Genomic DNA, 19,410 nt, shown 5'->3' with positions numbered 1-19,410 from the left:
TGGGCCTAACGGCCCCCGGGTGATGGCCGTTTGGAGTGGGATTCGCCGCGCCGGCGCGCGCGCTGCTGTGGTGCGAAAACGGTAGTGAGAAACATTGGAGCGGCTGACGGGAATCGGACCCGCGTATCAAGCTTGGGAAGCTAGCGCTCTACCATTGAGCTACAGCCGCATCGCCCCGTTTTGAGCGGGGCAGAACTTAGCTTAGCGCAGATGCGATCACGCGCCAGCAACCGTGACCACGCACTGGACCCGTGTCCGCCGGGATGGCCGCTACCGGCCGCGTCATCCAGTAACTCTTCAATAACGGCGCCGTCGGTGGCTAGGTCCGGGGCGGGCCGAGTGGCTACTCTGAACCCGTTAGCTGCGGTGTCATGGGGGTGGGGCGGGCTACCACCTGACCAGCCGCTAACTAAGGACTCCCATGGTATTTGCAGAGCACGAGGTGCTTATCCGGTGCGACGCAATGACCGTGTACGCGTTCCTGGTGGACGGAATGAACCTTCCCCTATGGCGCAAGGGCATCCGCAGCATCGGCTTGATGTCCGGTGCTGCCGGAACCAAGGGCGCCGTTTACCGGCAGACGACCACGGGCCGGTCAGGACGGACAATCCCCGCCGACTTCGAAATAACGCAGGCCAGGCCGGGCGCCGAGATCCAGTTCCGTGTGATCTCGGGACCGTCGCAGCCCACCGGCGGTTACTACCTCAGCACCGAACCGGCCGGCACCCGCGTCAGGTTCGCCCTCGAGTACCAGCCCAAAGGCCTCCTGGGCCTGATGAACACCGGCATCCAGCGCACCATCAGGGCCGAAGTGTCCCAGCTCGCACGGCTCAAAGATGTCCTGGAAGTGCGGACGGCCGCCTGAGGGCTACTGCGCCAGCCGCTGGCCCGCCCAGCTGCCGGTAATGTTCGACGGCGACGCAAGGCTTCCGCTGCTCAGGTCCCAGTACTGCACCACATCGTTGGCCCGGCGGAGCGCGACCCCCGTGGAATTCAGGGCTGTCACGTCGCGCAGCGGACGGATCCCGGTGACGTCTTGCCAGCCGGTGGTGACGGTGAGCCGGGCTTCGACGCGTGGCGCCGGAGTGCCAGCTCCGCGGTAAAGCTGCACACCGCCGTCGGACCTAATGGCCAGGAGATCCTGGAAACCGTCGGCGTCATAATCCACCATGCTCAGCTTCCTGGCCGTCACGTCGGTCGCCATAAGGGTGCGTGAGGACATGTCGGCCAGGCCCACGTTCGGGTAGAGGTAGAGGCTGGTGCCCTCCAGGGCGACCAGTTGGGGGAGCCGGTTGTTGGCGCACCAGCCGCCGACGGCCAGCGTCAACGTCGCCCAGCCGGACTGACCGAGCGTGACGAGCGTCCCAAACCCTCCACTGGCAAGTCCAGGGTGGAGCGTCAGCCGGCCGTCGTTCCACTGCGTCAGGAGGTCATAGGCGCCGTCGCGGTCCCAGTCCGTGGTGAAAACTTCCTTGGCCGTTCCGAAACCGGAGCTGATGACCTTGGCAGCACCAAAGGTCCTGTTCCCGGTGGAGGGGCGGTTGATGAGCTGGCCTGAGGCGTTGATGGTCACCAGGTCAGCGGCACTGTTGATCGCCGCGCTGCTCAAATTCAGGGTGGGCGGCATGTGTTTGACGGCCGGGTCGCACATGGTCGGCGGCGGAGGGGGGAAGGCGCCCCCGCCGGAGGAGCTGCCCCCGGGCGACGTGACGGTGCCGGCAGGGAGAGTGGTGTAGCCGAAGAAGTTCACCACGCCCCAGATGGTGAACAGATTGTCCGTGTAGGAGATCCCGGCGCCCATGACGTTGAAGCGCGGGTCTAGCAGCATGGCGTTGTGGCCCTCGGAGGCTTTCCACCACTCCACCAACTGCGCCGCGTTGCGGTCCGTGCGGATGGCAATGACCTCGCCGGCGCCGTTGTTGGGGTTCAGGGCGCGGGGGTCGGTCCAGAAGCTGGCACGGTGCTCAATGACGTCCCGGGACGCGATGCTGTTGGACCATTCCTGCGCCATGCCGGCCACCGTGGGGTGGTACTTGAGCGGGGCCAGGCCCTTGGACACCCGGTAGTTGTTGATTTCGTTGAAAACCGTGAGGATGGCGGCCGTGTTGCTGTCCGGCACCAGGGCCTCGGTGCCCAGTGATTCGGTGGCCAAGGATTCCGTGGCGAGGGCCTGCGGGGCGGGAGCCGCAGATTTGTTCTGGGCAAGTTCGGCGTCGGGGGCCCAGAGGGGTGGCAGGGAGGGCGGCCCGGGCGCGACTGGTTCGGACGTGGCGGTCTCGGGGGCAGCCACCGTCGCCGTCGGCGGCGCCGCTGCGGTCCCTGACGTGCCTTCTCCGGCGGGTGATGCCGGTGTGATCACCGGTTCCACGGCCGGGGCGAGCGGGGAACCGGTGCCGGTCTCAACGTCGGGCGCGCCGCCGTCGTCCGCTGTTCCCGACGGTCCCAACGTGACCGTGCGCGGTCCAAAGGCACCAGCCTGGACGGACGGCGCATTCTCCGGCGGGCCGGAATACATGCCGGCGGCCGGGGACACGAGGGCGAGCGCGCACAACATGGCCACAACGGCGGGCGCCGCAAATTTATTCAAAACCAACCCCAGATCAGTTCAGTTGTACCAACCGGGAGACCATCCGGCGGCTGACATGCTGAGGCAACATTAGCCCCACTAGGCGACAGCAACAACGAAAAAGTGTGCGCTGTGGACAACGCATAGTAATTTGGGACGGTGCTGATCTCTGACCGCGACATTCGTGCCGAACTAGACACCCAACGGATCGTCCTCGAACCGTACGATCCCGCGATGGTCCAGCCATCCTCGGTGGACGTGCGGATCGACCGGTTGTTCCGACTTTTCGACAACCATAAGTACGCGCACATCGACCCCGCCGAAGAGCAGCCCGAGCTGACGCGGCTTGTGGAGGTGGAGAGCGGTGAGCCGTTCATCCTGCACCCAGGCGAGTTTGTCCTTGGTTCCACCTACGAGGCCGTCACGTTGCCGGACGACATTGCTGCGCGGTTGGAAGGTAAGTCGTCCCTGGGCCGTCTGGGCCTGCTGACGCACTCCACGGCCGGGTTCATTGATCCGGGGTTTTCCGGCCACGTCACGCTGGAGCTGTCCAACATGGCCACGCTGCCCATCAAGCTCTGGCCCGGCATGAAGATCGGCCAGCTGTGCTTTTTCCGGCTGACCTCTGCTGCTGAGTTCCCGTACGGTTCCGGCGAATACGGCAACCGCTACCAGGGCCAGCGCGGGCCGACAGCCAGCCGCAGCCACCTGAACTTCCACCGCACCGAGGTCTGAGCCTTTTCCATCGAGGGGTGAGGTCTCGGCTCTAACCGTCCGTCTTGGCGCCGAGATCTAACCTCTCGGTGCGGCAGCTTGGGAACCACTACTCCTCCACTCTGTGGATAACCGGGTTGGGGCAGCCCGGCTGTGCCAACAATGGGTCATGCGGCAGCCCTCACCTCTTCCGGACCACTTCGCTGGACGTTCCTTTACCCTTCATGAGCAGGTCCACGCCGACGTCCCCGCTGCGCGTGCATGGCGGAGCGATCTCCGCGTGGCAAGCCGCGGAGTACGGGTTCCCTGGGGTGCGTCGCAGCCTCTTCACCGCACCTGCGCATTGCTGGCCACACTTTCCTCCCGGTCTCGTCTGCTGTCTGGCCACCGCGGCGCTGCTGTGGGGCTGCCCGCTGCCATTTGGCACTTCAGAACGAGCTGAAAATCCACTTGGCGAAGATCGGCGGAGGCGCCCGGCCGGTGCGCAAGGGGGTATCCGGTCACCGGCTGGGCCTTCGCAGCCAGTATGTGGGGGAACTCGACGGCGTCCCGGTCACCTGCCCTGCGCGGACGTGGCTGGACTTGGCCGCGGTCCTGGACTTGGAGGATTTGGTGGCGGTGGCGGACTACTTCATCTGCAGCCAATCGAGGAGCTTCGGGCCTAAGAAGGACGCGCTGTGTTCACTCGGGGACCTTCTTGAGCAGGTCCACTCCACCCCGGGCGCCCGCGGTATCCGGAAAGCCAGGCGGGCTCTGGAACTGTGCCGGGTCGGGGCCGATTCCGCGCCGGAGACCCGGCTGCGGCTGGCCATCGGAAGGCTCGGACTGCCGGAACCCGCGCTGAGGTACGTGGTGCAGGACGCTACTGGGTGGGAACTTGCTCGGCGGGACGAGTCCATCGCGGCCATCGGCTGGGCATCGGTGACTGTCACAGCCGGGCATGTACGCCAGTGGGGCTTCGATGGGTGCGCCCACCGGGTACTGGACTCCCTTGCTCGGGCGGGATGGCGGATCGAGGGGTGAGGTCTCGGCGCCAACGGTCCGTTATAGCGCCGGGATCTCACGTCTCGGTGCGGGGAGTGTGGTGGCCTACGCCTTCGCGGCCAACCGGACAGGCCCGCCGAACGCCTTGAGCACCGGTTCCACATAGCGCGCGGCCAGCGGCCCGAGGACGGCCATGATCAGCACGTAGGCGGTTGCCAGGGCGGCGAGATCGTCCGGGACCACGCCCGACGCCACGGCCAGGCCGGCGATAACGATGGAGAACTCGCCGCGGGCTATCAGGGCGGCGCCTGCACGGAAGCGGCCCGGGCGTGCAATTCCGGCCCGCTTGGCAGCCCAGATGCCCGTGAGCATCTTGGTAGTGGCAGTGATGGCCGCCAGGATCAGAGCCCAGCCGAGTACCGGCGGGATGGTCGACGGGTCTGTGTTGAGCCCGAATGCCACAAAGAAGATGGCGGCAAAAAGATCCCGCAGCGGTTCCAGGATCCGGGTGGCGCTGTGGGCGGTAGCCCCCGAGATCGCGATGCCCAGCATAAACGCGCCCACTGCGGCCGAAACCTGCATGGCGGACGCGAGGCCAGCCACCAGCAGTGCGGCACCGAGCAGGTTGAGCAGGAATACTTCGGAGTTTTCGCTGTGCACCGCTTTTGATACACGGTGGCCGTGCCGCAGTGCCACCATTAAGACGACGGTGACCACCGCCAGGGAGATTGCCACCGTAGTGAGCCCGCCCAGGAAGCTCACGCCCGCGAGGGTGGCGGTGAGGATGGGCAGGTACACTGCCATGGCCAGGTCCTCGAACACCAGGATGGACAGCACCACGGGGGTCTCGCGGTTACCGATCCGGCCCAGGTCCGTGATGACCTTGGCGGCGATCCCTGAGGACGATATGTACGTGACACCGCCCATAACCATGGCGCCCACCGTTCCCCAGCCCAGCAGGAAAGCCAGCGCCGCACCCGGCAGGAAATTCAAGACCAGGTCAAGAACACCGGCCTGCCAGGACCTGCGCAGACCGGTGAAAAGCTCGGCAGCCGTATATTCCAATCCGAGCATAAGCAGCAGCAGGATCACGCCAATTTCGCCGGAGAGATGTGCGAATTCCTGCATACCTTCGAGCTTGACCACGCCGCCTGCGCCGAAGGCGAGTCCGCCAACGAGGTAGAGCGGTATGGGTGACATTCCGATCCGTCCGGCCAGCCTGGCCAGGAGGCCGAGGCAGAACACAACGGCCCCCAGTTCAATGAGGGTCAGGGCCAGCGGGTCCATGACGCTCAGCCGTTGCGCAGGATATCGGCCGCCGAATCGAGGCCTTCTTGCGTTCCAACTGCAACGAGGAGGTCACCGGAGTGAAGTACGACGTCGGGTCCCGGCGACGGGAGCACTTCGCCTTCACGCATGATCGCCACGATCGAGACTCCGCAGCGGGTGCGGATGCAGGCCTTCCCCATGGGCTGGTTCTGGAACGGGGATTCCGGGGCGATGGAGAACTGCCGGGTCACGATGCCCGGGATCTCCCGGTGCTCTTCAGTCAGCTTCATGGCAAGGTGCTGCCCGCCCAGGAGGTTACCCAGGGTGGCGGCCTCATCGCCGGTCAGGGGAATCGACGCCTGGCAGGTGTCGGGATCGTCCCAAGTGGAAACGATGAGTTCCATCGTGCCCTCGCGCAGCTCCACGACGCCGATGCGGCGGCCGGAAGTCGTCATGAAGTCCTTCCGCCGGCCCAGGCCGGGGAGGTCAGTCTCGTCCACGTTCATACCACCAGCCTAGTCTTTGCAGGCCGGTTTCGGGCGGGGGTGCCGAAGGCGGCGCGAGCGGGCAGCAGATGACGTCAGACCCCGGATTTGAGGTCATCTGCTGCCCGTTCGCGCTTCAAGGGGGTGGGGCTTAAGTGTCCGTTCGCGCTAGGAGGCTGGAACGACGGCGATGGCGGTCTTGTCCGGCGACTTTACCGGGAGCAGGACCAGCAGGCCGGCGAGCAGCACCACCATGATGCCCAGGATTCCCCAGCGCTGGGCCTCGCCGGGCGCAACCAGGGGAGTGGCCAGCGTGATGAACAGGGTGAACAGCGCCGGAGCGAGGAAGCTGACGGCACGCCCGGTGGTGGCGTAAAGGCCGAACAGCTCGCCGGATTCGCCGTGGGGTGCCAGCCGGGCCAGGTATGCCCGCGACGAGGACTGGGCAGGCCCCACAAACAGGCACAGGAACAGCCCGAAGACCCAGAAGGTGGTGCTGCCGGCCCACGCCGTGCCAAAGAAGATGTAGTTTTCGTTGCCGAGGACCAGGATCATGGTCCCGGCGACCAGCAGCCCCACCAGGGAACCCATGATCACGGCCTTGGGCCCTACACGATCGTCCAGGAACCCGCCGATGATGGCGCCCACGGCCGCCACCACATTGCCGAAGATGGCAAAGAAGATGACCTGGGACAATTCGAAGCCAAACGTGCCGGCCGCGATGATCCCGCCGAAGGTGAACACGGCCGCGAGGCCGTCCCGGAACACTGCGCTGGCCAGGAGGAAGTAAATGGTGTGCGGGCTGGTGGCGTAGATTGCCTTGATCCGGCGGATGAGGAGGCCGTAGGAGGCCAGGAAACCCAGGGGTTGGGCCCGCTCCGGCCGCGGCAGTTCCGGGACGGCGAACAGTACCGGCAGGGCAAAGATGAAGAACCACAGGGCGGAGAACAAGGCCACCAGCCGGATGTTCAGGCTGTCTTCGGTGGAGGCGCCGAACCAGTCGAAGCTCGGCTGCACAAACAGCTGCAGCACAATCAGCAGGGCCACAATGCCGCCCAGGTAGCCCATGCCCCAGCCGAATCCGCTGACCTTGCCGATGTTTTTCGGGGTGGAGATCTGGGCCAGCATGGCGTTGTAGTTGACCCCGGCGAACTCAAAGAACACATTCCCCAGCGCGATCAGGGAAACGCCCAGCAGCAGGAACTCCGGCCGCGGGAACACAAAGAAGCACAGGCCCGTCAGGATGGCGACGGCGGCCGTGTTGACCCCCAGCCACAGCTTGCGGCGCCCGCCGTTGTCCGAGCGCTGCCCGGTCACCGGAGCGAGCAGCGCGATGGCGATCCCCGCAACGGCCAGCGCACCGCCAAGAACGGCCGAAGCCTGATCTTTGCCGCCGAAGGCATTGGAGGTGAGGTAGACGGTGAAAACGAAGGTGGTCATGATCGCGTTGAAGGCCGCAGATCCCCAGTCCCAGGCGGCCCAGGCGAGGACTCGGCCCTTGCCGGTGGCCTGGGTTCCGGACGCGAGTTCCGATGACGGCTGCATGGCCTCAGGAGCGCTTGCGGTGTTCATAGGCTGAATCGTATCCGCCCCTGGCGAACATCGCGGAGATGGTACGCCGGACACCGGCGAAATTCCAGGGACCCACGGTCCGGTGCGGGAAAAGTGTCAGTGGTGCCTTGATAAACTGTGGCCACCGAACCTGACGAATGACCGCCTGCCCTGACTTTTGACAATCGAATCCCTGACGTTGCGGAGCTACCAGTGATCACAGTCCTTGCCGTGCACTTTGCGGTGGCTGCCGTGGCGCCGTTTCTCTTCAGGGCATGGGGCCGCAACGCTTTTTATGCGCTGGCCGCTGTTCCTGCCGTTTCGTTTGGCTGGCTGCTGTTCCAGCACGGCGCCGTGTACTCGGACGTCGGCGCGGTCTCGGAAGTCTTCCCGTGGATCCCCGGGCTGGATCTTGAATTCGCCTTCCGGCTCGATCCCCTTGCCTGGGTGATGTCGCTCCTTATCCTGGGCATAGGCGCCTTGGTGCTCGTCTATTGCGCGCGGTACTTCAGCCTCAAGGACCAGGACCTCGGAGGCTTCGGCGCCCAGTTCCTCGCCTTCGCGGGAGTGATGTTCGGCTTGGTGATCGCTGACGATCTTCTTCTGATGTTCATTTTCTGGGAACTCACCACCATCCTGTCCTACCTGCTGATCGGCTTCGCCCGCACCAGGCTGGCGGCCCGCCGTTCTGCGCTGCAAGCTTTGATGGTCACCACAGCGGGCGGGCTGGCCATGCTGGTGGGCCTGATTATGCTGGGCCACAGTGCCGGCACGTACCGGATTTCGGCGATCCTGGCGCAGGCTCCCACCCTGATCAGCGGACCTTCCGGAGGAATCGTGGCCGCCGCCGTCGTACTTATCCTGGCGGGCGCCATCAGCAAGTCCGCGCTGGTTCCCTTCCACTTCTGGCTTCCGGGAGCCATGGCGGCCCCCACCCCGGTGAGCGCGTACCTCCACGCCGCGGCGATGGTGAAGGCCGGGATCTACCTGGTGGCGCGGCTGGCCCCGGGATTTTCCGACACCGCCTACTGGCAGTCCATTGTGCTGGGCCTGGGCCTGGCCACCATGCTGGTTGGCGGCTACCGGGCGCTCCGGCAGACCGACATCAAGCTCATCCTGGCCTACGGCACGGTCAGCCAGCTGGGTTTCCTGACCATGGTTGTGGGGCTGGGCACGCCGGACGCGGCCCTCGCCGGCCTCGCGATGCTCCTCGCCCACGGATTGTTCAAGGCCACCCTGTTCCTGGTGGTGGGCATCATCGACCACCAGGCCGGTACCCGCGATGTGCGCCAGCTTTCCGGCGTGTTCCGGCAGTCCCGGGCGCTCGGAATTGTGGCTGGCATCGGTGCCGCCTCGATGGCCGGCGTCCCGCTGCTCGCCGGATTTGTGGCCAAGGAATCAGTCCTTGAAGCCTTTGTCCACCACGCTTCCGGCGGCGAGGCCTGGAGCATGGTGGTGCTCGTGGGCATCGTCCTCGGGTCCGTTCTCACGTTCGCCTACAGCGCACGCTTTATGTGGGGAGCGTTCGCGGTGAAGCCCGGGATTGAGCGGACAATGTTCAAGGCGGTCAAGCCTTCCTTCCTGGCGGCCCCGGCCGTCCTCAGCGTCCTCAGCATCGTCTACGGCCTCTGGCCGGCGTCGGTGGACGCCTGGGTCCAGCCCTACGCCGCGCTGTTCGCCTCCACCGCGTCCGGCGCCGGCACACCGGCCGAGCAGGCCGGCCACCTTGCGCTGTGGCACGGTTTCACCCCCGCCCTGGGACTGACCGCCCTCACGTTTGCCCTGGGCCTGGCGATGTACTTCGGACGGAACCTGGTGGCCCGCGCGCAGTCCCGCGTTCCCGGCTGGATCGACGGCGACCGCATGTACCAGCTCACCATCGGCGCCCTGGACGACACTGCGGTCTGGATTACGGGCCGCACGCAGCGTGGTTCCCTGTACTTCTACCTCGCCGTGATCCTCACGATGGCGTTTGCGCTGCCGCTGACCGCCATGGTGCTGGCGGGCAAGCCGCTTCCGGACAACCTGTACTTCATCGATCCCTACTCGCCGCTGCAGCCCGTGGTCGGGGCGGGAATTGTGATCGGCGCGCTGGCCGCGGTCAAGGCCAACAAACGGTTCCTCGCTGTGCTGATGGTGTCCGTCACCGGATACGGGATCGCCCTGATGTTCGCGCTCCAGGGCGCGCCGGACCTGGCCCTCACGCAGATGCTTGTGGAAACCATCATCCTGGTGGCCTTTGTCCTGGCCATGCGCAGCCTGCCCGCGGAACTCCGCGACCGGACCGGCGGCAAGTACCGGGTGATCCGCGTGATCATCGGGGCGGCGTTCGGCGTCACCATGGTCTTCGCCGCCATCCACGCCATGGGCGCCCGGGTGGCCGTCCCAGTGTCCCTGGAATTCCCGCGTCTTGCCTATGAAGGCGGCGGCGGGCTGAACATCGTCAACGTGACCCTGGTGGACATCCGCGCCTGGGACACTTTCGGTGAAATATCCGTCCTTGCCCTGGCCGCCACAGGTGTTGCCAGCCTCATCTTCGTCCGCGGCCGCGGCGACCGGACCAGGGTCTCTGAAACTATTGCCGAGGGCAGCGTCGGCCGCCAGGTCGCTGTGGATCCCGGGTCGCGGGAAGCCGCGGCCCTGGCCATCAGCCGCAAATTCGCCGCCTCCGCCCGGGACGCCTGGATCGTGGCGGGGCGCACGCTGGCACCGGAACGGCGTTCCATCATCTTTGAAGTGGTCACGCGGCTGATCTTCCACTCCCTGATCATCTTCTCGCTCTACCTCCTCCTGGCCGGCCATAACCTGCCCGGCGGCGGCTTCGCCGGCGGCCTGACTGCCGGACTTGCCCTGGCCATCCGCTACCTGGCCGGCGGCCGGTTCGAACTGCGCGAGGCCACGCCCGTCGGCGCCGGAACGCTGCTTGGGATCGGGCTCGCCACTGCGGCGGCGTCCGGTGTGGTGCCGCTGCTGCTGGGCGGCCAGGTATTCCAGACCGCCATCATCGAACTCTGGCTTCCGGTGTTCGGGGACATCAAGTTCGTCACATCCACCATCTTCGACATCGGCGTCTACATCGTGGTGATCGGCCTGGTGCTGGACGTCCTGCGCAGCCTGGGCTCCGAGATCGACGAACACTTTGAAGAGCAAAGAACTGCGCCTGCCGAGGACGCGCCAGCGGACGACGCTCCTGCCGCTACCGAGGTGCAGGCCGACGTGCACGCCGAGGAACCCGTGGGTGTCCCCGCCGAAACCACCGCGAGGGGCCAAGGATGAGCGTCAACCTGACCCTGCTGACCGTGATGGGTGCCCTGTATGCGTGCGGCATCTACCTGATCCTGGAACGCAGCCTCACCCGGGTGCTGCTCGGGCTGATGCTGCTGGCCAACGCCACCAACCTGCTGATCCTGGCCACCGGCGGCTATGCCGGCCTGGCGCCCCTGTACAACAAGGCCACCGGCGCGCATGAGTACGCGGACCCGCTGCCGCAGGCCCTGATCCTCACGTCGATCGTGATCTCCTTCGCCGTGACGGCCTTTATGCTCGGCATCATCTACCGCACGTGGGTCCTGGCCCGCCAGGACGAGATCCAGGACGACATCGAGGACCTCCGCGTCGCCGAGACGCCCCGCTTCGACGCCGAGGACGACACCCCGATCCCGGCCGAAACTTCCGAGTTTCCCCTAACCATGCTGGGCGGCGACGGGAGCACGGTCTCAGATCACCCCACGGCGGCGGACGGCCCGGATGAGGCCGGTTCCGTCACCGCCGGTGCCAAGGAGATTTCTGCCTGGGACGCCGCCGCCGAAGAGCAACCCGGCTCGCAGAACGTAACCCCTGGTCCCGAAGGAGGTGTGAAGTGAACATGGCAAGCTTTGCCCCGCTCGCCGTCGTACTTCCCATCCTCGGTGCCGCCCTGGCCTTCCTGCTGATCCGGCACTCCCGCGCGCAGCGCGCGGTGAGCATCGGCGTGCTGTCCCTGACGCTCCTGCTGGAGTGCCTGCTGCTGGCGTCGGTGTGGGACGGCGGAACGGCTGCCGTGAACATCGGTGGCTGGCTGCCGCCGTGGGGCATCACGATGGTGGTGGACCAGTTCTCGTCCCTCATGCTCGTGGTGTCGTCGGCCATTAGCCTCGCTGTGTTGGTCTACGCCACCGGGCAGGGAATGGCCGACGGCGACCGGGACGCCCCGGTGTCGATCTTCCACCCCACCTACCTCATCCTTGTGGCCGGAGTGTCCAACGCGTTCCTGTCCGGGGATCTTTTCAACCTCTATGTCGGCTTCGAAATCCTGCTGACGGCAAGCTATGTCCTGATGACCCTGGGTGGGACCGGCCCCCGCATCCGCGCCGGCGTCACCTACGTGGTGGTGTCCGTGGTGTCCTCGGTGCTGTTCCTGATCTCCATCGCCATGGTTTACGGGGCCACCGGCACCGTGAACATGGCCGATCTCGCCGTCAAGCTCGCGGACCTGGACGAAGGAACCCGCACCCTGCTCCATGTCATGCTCCTGGTGGCCTTCGGCATCAAGGCGGCCGTTTTTCCGTTGTCCTTCTGGCTGCCGGACTCCTATCCCACCGCCCCTGCGCCGGTCACGGCCGTGTTCGCGGGCCTGCTGACCAAGGTGGGCGTCTATGCGATGGTGCGTACCGAAACCCTGCTGTTTCCCGGTGACAGCCTGGACACGCCGCTGATGGTGGCGGCGCTGCTGACCATGGTGGTGGGAATCCTGGGCGCCCTGGCCCAGAGCGACATCAAGCGTCTGCTGTCCTTCACCTTGGTCAGCCACATCGGATACATGGTGTTCGGCCTGGCCATGTCTTCGGTGGCCGGACTGGGTGCCGCCGTGTTCTACGTGGCCCACCACATCACCATCCAAACAAGCTTGTTCCTGGTCACCGGGCTGATTGAACGCCGTGGCGGCAGTTCATCCGTGGACCGGCTGGCGGGCCTCGCCAAGCTGTCACCCATCCTGGCCCTGCTGTTCTTTATCCCCGCCATGAACCTTGCCGGGATCCCGCCGTTCTCCGGTTTCCTGGGGAAAGTGGGGCTCATCCAGGCGGGCATCGAACTGGGCACACCCCTGGCCTACGCCCTGGTGATCGGCGGTGTGGTCACCAGCCTCCTGACCCTGCTGGCCGTCGCGCGCGTCTGGAACCGCGCCTTCTGGCGCAAGCCCTCGGACGCCGAGCACCCGGACCCCGTCCTGCTGGCCGAGCCGGAGGATTCGGACACCGGCAGCCGGGCCGGCCGCAAGAACGTCACGCTGCTGCCCCGCACCATGGTGGGCTCAACCCTGGGCCTGGTGGTCCTGGGCGTCTCGCTCACTGTTTTCGCGGGCCCGCTGTTCACAGTCTCGGACCAGGCCGCCCACGAAATGCTGGACCGGTCCGCCTACATCCAGGCCGTGCTGGGCGAGGACACGGACGTTCCCCCGCTGGCCCTGAAAAACGGTGGGGGCAAATGAGCCGCCGCCGGATTTCCCTCCGCCAGGAACTGCCCCTGCTGGTATGGCTGGTGCTTGTCTGGGGCGCCCTGTGGCAGGACTTCAGCCCCGGCAACCTGCTCTTCGGCGCGTTGCTGGCGGTGCTCGTGGCCCGGATATTCTATCTGCCGCCGGTGGAACTCAGCGGCCGGTTCAACATTCTTTATGCAGTGCCATTTGCCCTGCGTTTCCTGGGCAGGGTGGCGGCAGCCAGCGTCGAGGTCATGTACCTGGCGGCGGTCCGCGGCCCGCGGGTCATCAACGCCGTCGTCGCTGTTCCGTTGCGGAGCCACCAGGACCTGATGGTCACCGCCACCGGGCACGTGATCTCGCTGATCCCGGGCTCCCTGGTGGTGGAAGTGGACCGGTCAACGTCCACCCTCTACCTCCACGCGCTCAACGTCAGCAGCCCGGAAGAAGTGGAAAGCCTGCGCAAGGAAGTCCGCTCCATCGAAGCGGGCCTGATCAGGATCATGGGCACCCGCGAAGAACTCGAAGCAATCCGGCAGGAGGCCGCAGCATGATGCAGACCGTCCTGGCTGTCACGGCAGTCATTCTTTCGCTGGCGGCGGCAGGAGCCATCATCAGGATCTCCCGCGGCCCGTCGCTGCTGGACCGGGTGCTGGCCTCCGACGTCCTGCTCGCAATCCTCGGCGCTGCCCTGTGCATCGACATGGCCGTTAACCGGCACCTGAACAACCTGATGCTGCTGGTGGCGCTGTCCGTGGTTGGCTTCATCGGTTCGGTGACCGTTGCGCGCTTCGTGGCCGACCGGCGGGAGCAAGCCAATGAATCCTGAGGCCAGCGTGGTTGACAATGTCATCGACACCGTCTCGGCGGTGTTCCTGGTGGTGGGTGCCCTTATGTCGCTCGCCGCCGCTGTGGGCCTGCTCCGCTTCCCGGATCTGCTGAGCCGCATGCACGCGGCCACCAAGCCCCAGGTGCTGGGTCTGTTCCTGCTCCTGGCGGCGATCGGCCTGCAGCTGCGCAGCTGGTGGGTGTGGCCGGTGCTGCTGGTGGCCTGGATTTTCCAGCTGCTGACGGTGCCGATTTCCGCCCATATGGTGGGCCGCGCCGGGTACCGCACCAAACACCTGCACCGCGAGCTGCTCAGCTCCGATGAACTCGAGGCCGTGGTTCAGAAGGCGGCCCAGTCGGCCCGGGATGAGTCGTCCAGGGATGAAGCGTCTGACGGCGGCCGGCGGGACTGAGCGTCACGCGCAGCCCCCAGCGTCCCTTGTGAGTTCACCTTCCAGATACTGCGGGCATCTCGGCCGGTTTGAACCGATTAGCTGGACGGTGAAACTCAGGGGATGGTGATGCGGTCAGACGATGTCCTGGGACTTGGCGAAGCGGGTGATGGCCCGCTGCGTGCCGCGGTTGGCGAGCACCTGGATGATAGTGCTGACCGAGGCCGAGATGAGCGCGAACGTCAGCGCCGAGCGAAGGCTCGTGGGGGTGTCTTCATCCCTGCCGGTCGGGGGCTTCCGGCCGGTGGACTTTTCCCATACGGTATTGACCATCTTGGTGCCGACGAATCCGGCGCCGAGGCTGATTGCAGTGCCGAGCAGCTTGATGAACAGGTTCATTCGTTGAACTCCTTTTGAGCGGATCCGGGATTGTCTTTAGCCTAACCCGCATGCATGGACTCCAGAATCTCCCGCAGGGCCTCCACCACGAGATCATGGTCCTGTTGCTGGGGCAGGCCCGAGACCGTTACCGTGGCCACTGCACCCACACCGGTGACGTAGACCGGGAAGCAGCCGCCGTGCGGGGCATAGGTGGACTCGTCGAACCAGCCGTGGTCCTCGATCCGGCCGCCGTGCAGCCTGCCGCGGAGGCCCGCCAGCAGCGACGGGATCTCATACCTGGCGGCGGTGCGCTGCTTGGCCCGGACCCAGTGCTCGTTGTCCGGGGTGGCGCCGTCCAAGGCCACGTGGAACAGGACCTGGTCACCCTTGGTGATGTCGATCGCGATGGGCAGCTTCCGGCTCTTGCCCAGCTCCACCAGGAGCAGCCCGAGGTTGAGGGAGTCGTCCTTGCTGAAATGCGGAAACTGCAGCTCGTTGATCTCGGCTTCGACCCGGGCAATCAGGGCCTCAAGCAGCCCCGCCGGCTGGGGCACTGTCGAATCGGGATTGAACGCAGTCACAGTCGGGTTGTTGGCAGTCATGGCCCACAATCTACCCCGCCCGCGGTGTAAACTGGAGCACGCCCATCAGGGCAGATTTATTACGACAGGGGAGCGCCGCCGTCGGACATCACTGGCATTGCCAGGGAACCGCAGGTGGGCGCTGAGAGTGCGGACAGCCGCAGACCCTCGAACCTGATCCGGTTAGTACCGGCGCAAGGGAGTCGAGTTCTCGAAGTGTCCGGAAACGGCGGCAGCGCCGCACGCCGGGGCACTTTCCCCTCCTGTTCCTCAGGAGGACCAAAATGACAACTGCAGCAATCAAAAAGACCGGCAATACCTGGCGTGTTGTGGACATCGTGGTGGCGGCGCTCATCGCCATCACCGGCGGCGTGATCTTCTGGGCCTGGTCCCAGGGCGCCGGCATCGTCTCCGCCCCCATGAACGCCGTTTACCCCCCGCTGACCGGCCTGATCGCCGGTGGCTGGATGATCCCGGCAGTGCTGGGCATGCTCATCATCCGCAAACCCGGCGCGGCGCTCTTCTGCGAAGCGGTGGCCGCCACCGGCGAACTCATCATGGGCTCGCAGTACGGCGCCACCGTGCTGATCTCCGGACTCCTCCAGGGCCTGGGCGCCGAACTGGTGTTCTTCCTGCTGGTGTACGGCAACTTCCGGTTCAAGTCCTTCCTGCACCAGAAGTACAACCTCATCGCCGCGCTGCTGGCCGGTGCCGGCGCGGGCCTGTTCTGCGGCCTCAATGACTCGTTCCTGCCGTGGGGCTGGAACATCGCCTACGAGCCCGCCGACAAGCTCGCGTACATCGCGTTCTGCACCATCTCCGGCGCGGTGATTGCGGGCGCGCTGTCCTGGATCGCCACCCGCGGCCTGGCCAGGACCGGCGTGCTGAGCTCGTTCGCATCCCGGAAGGCAGCTTCGGAGCCCGTCTTCAACTGATGACCGCTTCCGACGCCGGCGCTTCCGGAGTACGCCCCGCCGCGGTGTCCGCCCGTGGCTGGGGCTGGTGGCATGCCGGACGTTCCGCCCCCGCCGTCCGGGGGCTCGACCTCGACATCGCTCCCGGCGAGCGGGTGCTGCTGCTGGGCCCATCGGGCGCGGGCAAGTCAACGCTGCTGCATGCGCTCGCAGGAGTGCTGGGGGATGAAGGGGACGACGCCGACGAAACCGGTTCGCTGCTGATCGACGGTGTGGTGCCGCGCGGGCAGCGCGGCCGCTCGGGACTGATGCAGCAGGATCCGGAAACGCAGGTGGTTCTTTCGCGCCTGGGCGACGACGTCGCCTTCGGCGCCGAGAACCTCGCCGTTCCGCGGGACGAGATCTGGCGCCGCGTCCATGAAGCGCTCGACGACGTCGGGCTGCGAAGTGCCGGGGGCGGCGGTTTGAACGCCGGCGGGCTCCCGCTGGACCACCCGACGTCGGCCCTGTCCGGCGGGCAGAAGCAGCGCCTGGCGCTGGCCGGGATCCTCGCGATGCGGCCCGGGCTGATCCTGCTGGATGAGCCCACCGCGAACCTGGATCCCGCCGGCGTGCTGGAAGTCCGCGACGCCGTGGGCCGCTGCCTGGACAAAACCGGAGCCACCCTCGTTGTGGTGGAACACCGTGTGTCCGTCTGGAAGGACCTGGTGGACCGGATTGTGGTGCTGCAGCCGGGCTCGGCAGCGGGTTCCGCTGCTTCCCCCGCTACGTCCGCAGTCCTGCTGGACGGGCCGCCGGACCAGGTGCTTGTGGAGGCGCGGGACATGCTGATCGGCGCGGGTGTCTGGGTGCCGGGCTATGTTCCGGCAACCCGCCGCCGCGTGTCCGCAGGCTCAGGTGACCTGCTGCTGGCGGCCGAGGACCTTGCCGTCTCCCGCGAGCGTCCGCGGCGCCGCGGCTTCCGGACGATCCCGCCCGTACCGGTGCAGCAGGGCATCACGGCCCTGGTCCGTTCCGGCCAGGCACTCACCGTCACGGGGCCCAACGGCGCCGGAAAGTCAACGTTTGCGCTGACGCTCGCCGGACTTCTTGCGCCGGTGGCGGGAAAGGTGTCGGCCGCCGTCGAGCTCTCCGAGGGGGCCGGGATCGATCCCTTCAAATGGAAAGCCAACCAGCTGATTTCCCGCATCGGAACCGTCTTCCAGGAGCCTGAGCACCAGTTTGTCACCGGCCGTGTGCTGGACGAGCTGATGTTCGGTCCGCGGCATCTGGGACATGGCGAGGAACGGGTTGATGAGCTGCTGGAACGGCTGCGCCTGACGCACCTGGTGGACGCCAATCCGTACACGCTGTCCGGTGGCGAAAAGCGGCGCCTGTCGGTGGCCACCGTCCTCGCGGCCCACCCTCGTGTGCTGGTGCTCGACGAGCCGACGTTCGGCCAGGATGCCAACACCTGGGCCGAGCTCGCATCGTTCCTCTCGGAACTGCTCGACGCCGGGACCTCAGTGGTTTCCGTGACCCACGACCAGGAATTCAGCGCCGTCCTGGGCGGGGCCGAACTGCGGCTGGGCCCGGCCTCGCGCGGCGGCGCCCGCCAGGAAGCAGGTGCGGCATGAGGGATGCCCTGACCCTCCGCAACAACCACGGGCTGCTGACGCGCGCCAACCCGCTGGCCAAGTTCGCCGTCGTCTTCCTCATCACCCTGGTGCTGGCGCTCTCCATCGACTGGGTGTCTGCCTCGGTGGCGCTTGCGGCGGAACTGGCGCTCTTTCCGTTGGCTGGCCTCACGCTGCGCCTCTTGTGGCAGCGCGGCTGGCCGCTCATCCTCGCGGCAGCCCTGGGCGGCTGGAGCACGGCGATCGTCGCGGCGGACAGCGGCGCTGTGCTGCTCGACGTCGGGATCTGGTCCATCAGCGAGGGTTCCCTGCAGCTGGGAATCGGTTTTATGCTGCGCGGGCTCGCGATTGCCCTGCCGGCGATCCTGCTCATGACCTGCACAGATCCCACCGACCTCGCCGATGCGCTGGCCCAGAAGGCCCGGCTGCCGCACCGTTTTGTCCTTGGCACGCTGGCAGCGATGCGGCTCGTGGGACTTATGGCCGAGGAGTGGCAGACCATCGGCATGGCGCGGCGGGCCCGCGGAGTCGGCTCGCAGGGCAGCCCGCTGCAACGGCTGCGGGCCACCCTCGGGCAGAGCTTCGGGCTCCTGGTCCAGGCCATCCGCCGGGCGTCCCGGCTGGCCATCACCATGGAAGCGCGCGGTTTTGGCGCGGGGCATAGGACGTGGGCGCGGGAATCCACGTATTCGCGGCTGGATGCCTGGGTGCTGGCGGGCGGCGTGCTGATCGCAGCGGCTGCGGTGGTTTCCGCGGCTGTAATGGGGACCTGGAACTTCGTCTGGCGTTAGTCCGGGCGGGCCATGCTTCTGGATTCTGGCTACGCCGCGCTGTGCTTGCTAAATGCACGAGTGGTCGTAGTCGAAGCCCCTGGAGACGAACTGGGTCAGGGTGACTGTGCCGCCGGGGGTTAGCGGCGCATTCGAGCAGTTGGCCGTGGCTCCGAAGGCCGTGCGGGCGCCTGCCAGCCAGCTGGGCAGGGCATAAAGGTTGCTGGAGTTGCTGACGGTGCCCACGATCTGTCCCCATTGATAGGCCGAGGAGTAGATGCCGACGTCGGCGCCGATGCTGTGAAATAAGTCGGTCATACCTTCCAGGACGGCACGGTTGGCACTCTTGTCGAGGGACCAGCTGTTGCCTGTTTCAACATCGAGCCACCACAGGTAGTCCGAGGGGCTGCTGATGCCGCGGATGTAGGCGTCGTCGTAGGCCTTGGCGTAGCCGTACATGTATGCGCACGCCGGGGCAACGTCCTTGTCCTTGCAGGTGCCGTAGGGGTTGGATACAGCTTGGGCTGCGGGGTAGTTGTTACTGGTGGGCCACCAGGAGCCAGCGTGCCCCGGGTTGGCGGTGTTGACGTAAAGGGCCACGGACGGCTGGTCGGTCGGGTTCACCGTGATGGCTTTGGCCCAGCGGAGCAGTTCGGCGAGGCAGGGGTTAGTGGTGCTGGCCAGGCCATTGTTGACGCCCACGATCCCGAAAGCTGAAGCGGCGGGAAGCGCCTTGTTGCACTGAGGCCACGAGACATCGTTACCCAGTGCTTGCTCGGCGCCCTCGCCCGGTGAAGGGGCGGCCACGGACGCCGGCGCCACGATAAGCCCGCAAAGGGCCATGAGCAGGCACAAGATGGCACACGCTAAAGCACGGGATGCTGTAGCCGCATTCCCATACATG

Annotated in this window: 19 protein-coding genes, 1 tRNA gene and 1 riboswitch; of the genes, 12 read left to right on the top strand and 8 right to left on the bottom strand. The window is 66.3% G+C overall.

What is annotated here, in order from left to right; genetic code table 11:
- Positions 1-95: 95 nt before the first annotated feature.
- Positions 96-169: transfer RNA gene (locus ACX80X_RS04930), tRNA-Gly, on the bottom strand.
- Positions 170-421: 252 nt separating this feature from the next.
- Between ACX80X_RS04930 and ACX80X_RS04925 the strand changes: the two genes are divergently transcribed.
- Positions 422-865 (top strand): SRPBCC family protein, encoded by a 444-nt coding sequence (locus ACX80X_RS04925; RefSeq protein WP_058930847.1) that lies wholly within the window; start codon positions 422-424, stop codon positions 863-865.
- Between the two features lie 3 nt (positions 866-868).
- Here the strand turns inward: ACX80X_RS04925 and ACX80X_RS04920 are convergent, their stop codons facing one another.
- Entirely contained in the window at positions 869-2,587 is a 1,719-nt protein-coding gene (locus tag ACX80X_RS04920; protein WP_459311400.1) for a CAP domain-containing protein, read from the bottom strand.
- A 138-nt stretch (positions 2,588-2,725) separates the two neighbouring features.
- On the opposite strand from ACX80X_RS04920, the gene dcd reads away from it, so the two are divergent.
- Both dcd and ACX80X_RS04910 read left to right on the top strand, forming a co-directional pair.
- Positions 2,726-3,301: a dCTP deaminase gene (gene dcd, locus ACX80X_RS04915; RefSeq protein ID WP_459311398.1), complete on the top strand. Its 576-nt coding sequence runs from the start codon at positions 2,726-2,728 to the stop codon at positions 3,299-3,301.
- 399 nt (positions 3,302-3,700) lie between these two features.
- Entirely contained in the window at positions 3,701-4,303 is a 603-nt protein-coding gene (locus ACX80X_RS04910) for a hypothetical protein (RefSeq protein ID WP_459311396.1), read from the top strand.
- A 66-nt stretch (positions 4,304-4,369) separates the two neighbouring features.
- Here the strand turns inward: ACX80X_RS04910 and ACX80X_RS04905 are convergent, their stop codons facing one another.
- The 3 genes from ACX80X_RS04905 to ACX80X_RS04895 all read right to left on the bottom strand — a co-directional run bounded on the left by ACX80X_RS04905 (position 4,370) and on the right by ACX80X_RS04895 (position 7,590).
- Entirely contained in the window at positions 4,370-5,551 is a 1,182-nt protein-coding gene (locus ACX80X_RS04905; protein WP_459311394.1) for a cation:proton antiporter, read from the bottom strand.
- A 5-nt stretch (positions 5,552-5,556) separates the two neighbouring features.
- Positions 5,557-6,039 (bottom strand): cation:proton antiporter regulatory subunit, encoded by a 483-nt coding sequence (locus ACX80X_RS04900; RefSeq protein ID WP_056341364.1) that lies wholly within the window; start codon positions 6,037-6,039, stop codon positions 5,557-5,559.
- A gap of 147 nt (positions 6,040-6,186) precedes the next feature.
- The gene (locus ACX80X_RS04895) at positions 6,187-7,590 is read right to left on the bottom strand and encodes an MFS transporter (RefSeq protein WP_459311392.1); all 1,404 of its coding nucleotides are present in this window, start codon (positions 7,588-7,590) and stop codon (positions 6,187-6,189) included.
- A 192-nt stretch (positions 7,591-7,782) separates the two neighbouring features.
- Here ACX80X_RS04895 and ACX80X_RS04890 point away from each other — a divergent pair, with 192 nt between their 5' ends.
- The 6 genes from ACX80X_RS04890 to mnhG are packed head-to-tail and all read left to right on the top strand — an operon-like array spanning position 7,783 to position 14,265.
- Positions 7,783-10,845 (top strand): Na+/H+ antiporter subunit A, encoded by a 3,063-nt coding sequence (locus tag ACX80X_RS04890; RefSeq protein WP_252614288.1) that lies wholly within the window; start codon positions 7,783-7,785, stop codon positions 10,843-10,845.
- A complete protein-coding gene (locus ACX80X_RS04885) occupies positions 10,842-11,432 on the top strand; it encodes a Na(+)/H(+) antiporter subunit C (RefSeq protein WP_459311390.1) in 591 nt (196 codons plus the stop codon). Before ACX80X_RS04890 ends, ACX80X_RS04885 begins: the two co-directional genes overlap by 4 nt.
- Positions 11,429-13,036 carry a Na+/H+ antiporter subunit D gene (locus tag ACX80X_RS04880; RefSeq protein WP_252614287.1) on the top strand — a complete coding sequence of 536 codons (1,608 nt, stop codon included), beginning with the start codon at positions 11,429-11,431 and terminating at the stop codon, positions 13,034-13,036. The genes ACX80X_RS04885 and ACX80X_RS04880 overlap by 4 nt, the downstream gene beginning before the upstream one ends.
- Positions 13,033-13,578, top strand: a complete 546-nt coding sequence (locus ACX80X_RS04875) for a Na+/H+ antiporter subunit E (protein ID WP_252599156.1) — start codon at positions 13,033-13,035, stop codon at positions 13,576-13,578. Before ACX80X_RS04880 ends, ACX80X_RS04875 begins: the two co-directional genes overlap by 4 nt.
- Positions 13,575-13,853 carry a monovalent cation/H+ antiporter complex subunit F gene (locus ACX80X_RS04870; protein WP_056341351.1) on the top strand — a complete coding sequence of 93 codons (279 nt, stop codon included), beginning with the start codon at positions 13,575-13,577 and terminating at the stop codon, positions 13,851-13,853. The genes ACX80X_RS04875 and ACX80X_RS04870 overlap by 4 nt, the downstream gene beginning before the upstream one ends.
- Positions 13,843-14,265: a monovalent cation/H(+) antiporter subunit G gene (gene mnhG / locus ACX80X_RS04865; protein ID WP_252608056.1), complete on the top strand. Its 423-nt coding sequence runs from the start codon at positions 13,843-13,845 to the stop codon at positions 14,263-14,265. The genes ACX80X_RS04870 and mnhG overlap by 11 nt, the downstream gene beginning before the upstream one ends.
- Positions 14,266-14,379: 114 nt before the next feature.
- Here the strand turns inward: mnhG and ACX80X_RS04860 are convergent, their stop codons facing one another.
- Together ACX80X_RS04860 and ACX80X_RS04855 are read right to left on the bottom strand one after the other, a co-directional pair.
- Positions 14,380-14,643 (bottom strand): DUF4235 domain-containing protein, encoded by a 264-nt coding sequence (locus ACX80X_RS04860; RefSeq protein WP_056341347.1) that lies wholly within the window; start codon positions 14,641-14,643, stop codon positions 14,380-14,382.
- A gap of 41 nt (positions 14,644-14,684) precedes the next feature.
- Positions 14,685-15,227: a heme-degrading domain-containing protein gene (locus ACX80X_RS04855; protein WP_459311387.1), complete on the bottom strand. Its 543-nt coding sequence runs from the start codon at positions 15,225-15,227 to the stop codon at positions 14,685-14,687.
- A gap of 56 nt (positions 15,228-15,283) precedes the next feature.
- A riboswitch (TPP riboswitch) is annotated at positions 15,284-15,425 on the top strand.
- 65 nt (positions 15,426-15,490) lie between these two features.
- Between ACX80X_RS04855 and ACX80X_RS04850 the strand changes: the two genes are divergently transcribed.
- From ACX80X_RS04850 to ACX80X_RS04840, 3 genes are read left to right on the top strand one after another with little or no spacing between them, the layout of a single operon-like run.
- Complete coding sequence (locus ACX80X_RS04850) at positions 15,491-16,141, top strand: ECF transporter S component (RefSeq protein WP_252599153.1); 651 nt, start codon at positions 15,491-15,493, stop codon at positions 16,139-16,141.
- Positions 16,141-17,736, top strand: coding sequence for an ABC transporter ATP-binding protein (locus tag ACX80X_RS04845; RefSeq protein WP_459311385.1), 1,596 nt, complete (start codon positions 16,141-16,143; stop codon positions 17,734-17,736). The genes ACX80X_RS04850 and ACX80X_RS04845 overlap by 1 nt, the downstream gene beginning before the upstream one ends.
- Positions 17,733-18,527 carry an energy-coupling factor transporter transmembrane component T family protein gene (locus ACX80X_RS04840; protein ID WP_252599150.1) on the top strand — a complete coding sequence of 265 codons (795 nt, stop codon included), beginning with the start codon at positions 17,733-17,735 and terminating at the stop codon, positions 18,525-18,527. Before ACX80X_RS04845 ends, ACX80X_RS04840 begins: the two co-directional genes overlap by 4 nt.
- Before the next feature lie 48 nt (positions 18,528-18,575).
- Here the strand turns inward: ACX80X_RS04840 and ACX80X_RS04835 are convergent, their stop codons facing one another.
- Complete coding sequence (locus tag ACX80X_RS04835) at positions 18,576-19,349, bottom strand: glycoside hydrolase family 25 domain-containing protein (RefSeq protein WP_252599220.1); 774 nt, start codon at positions 19,347-19,349, stop codon at positions 18,576-18,578.
- Positions 19,350-19,410 lie beyond the last annotated feature (61 nt).

The organism is Pseudarthrobacter sp. MDT3-1, assembly GCF_054510755.1.
Note: the sequence above shows the minus strand (reverse complement) of the source record. Positions and strands in the feature narration are given on the sequence as shown.

Excerpts from the sequence above, each read along its gene's own strand:
- ACX80X_RS04835 (WP_252599220.1), bottom strand. The coding sequence starts at position 19,349 with ATGGCCCTTTGCGGGCTTATCGTGGCGCCGGCGTCCGTGGCCGCCCCT.
- ACX80X_RS04905 (WP_459311394.1), bottom strand. The coding sequence starts at position 5,551 with ATGGACCCGCTGGCCCTGACCCTCATTGAACTGGGGGCCGTTGTGTTC.
- ACX80X_RS04870 (WP_056341351.1), top strand. The coding sequence starts at position 13,575 with ATGATGCAGACCGTCCTGGCTGTCACGGCAGTCATTCTTTCGCTGGCG.
- ACX80X_RS04885 (WP_459311390.1), top strand. The coding sequence starts at position 10,842 with ATGAGCGTCAACCTGACCCTGCTGACCGTGATGGGTGCCCTGTATGCG.
- ACX80X_RS04845 (WP_459311385.1), top strand. The coding sequence starts at position 16,141 with ATGACCGCTTCCGACGCCGGCGCTTCCGGAGTACGCCCCGCCGCGGTG.
- ACX80X_RS04895 (WP_459311392.1), bottom strand. The coding sequence starts at position 7,590 with ATGAACACCGCAAGCGCTCCTGAGGCCATGCAGCCGTCATCGGAACTC.
- ACX80X_RS04855 (WP_459311387.1), bottom strand. The coding sequence starts at position 15,227 with ATGACTGCCAACAACCCGACTGTGACTGCGTTCAATCCCGATTCGACA.
- ACX80X_RS04860 (WP_056341347.1), bottom strand. The coding sequence starts at position 14,643 with ATGAACCTGTTCATCAAGCTGCTCGGCACTGCAATCAGCCTCGGCGCC.
- ACX80X_RS04850 (WP_252599153.1), top strand. The coding sequence starts at position 15,491 with ATGACAACTGCAGCAATCAAAAAGACCGGCAATACCTGGCGTGTTGTG.
- ACX80X_RS04875 (WP_252599156.1), top strand. The coding sequence starts at position 13,033 with ATGAGCCGCCGCCGGATTTCCCTCCGCCAGGAACTGCCCCTGCTGGTA.
- ACX80X_RS04925 (WP_058930847.1), top strand. The coding sequence starts at position 422 with ATGGTATTTGCAGAGCACGAGGTGCTTATCCGGTGCGACGCAATGACC.
- ACX80X_RS04900 (WP_056341364.1), bottom strand. The coding sequence starts at position 6,039 with ATGAACGTGGACGAGACTGACCTCCCCGGCCTGGGCCGGCGGAAGGAC.
- mnhG (WP_252608056.1), top strand. The coding sequence starts at position 13,843 with ATGAATCCTGAGGCCAGCGTGGTTGACAATGTCATCGACACCGTCTCG.
- ACX80X_RS04840 (WP_252599150.1), top strand. The coding sequence starts at position 17,733 with ATGAGGGATGCCCTGACCCTCCGCAACAACCACGGGCTGCTGACGCGC.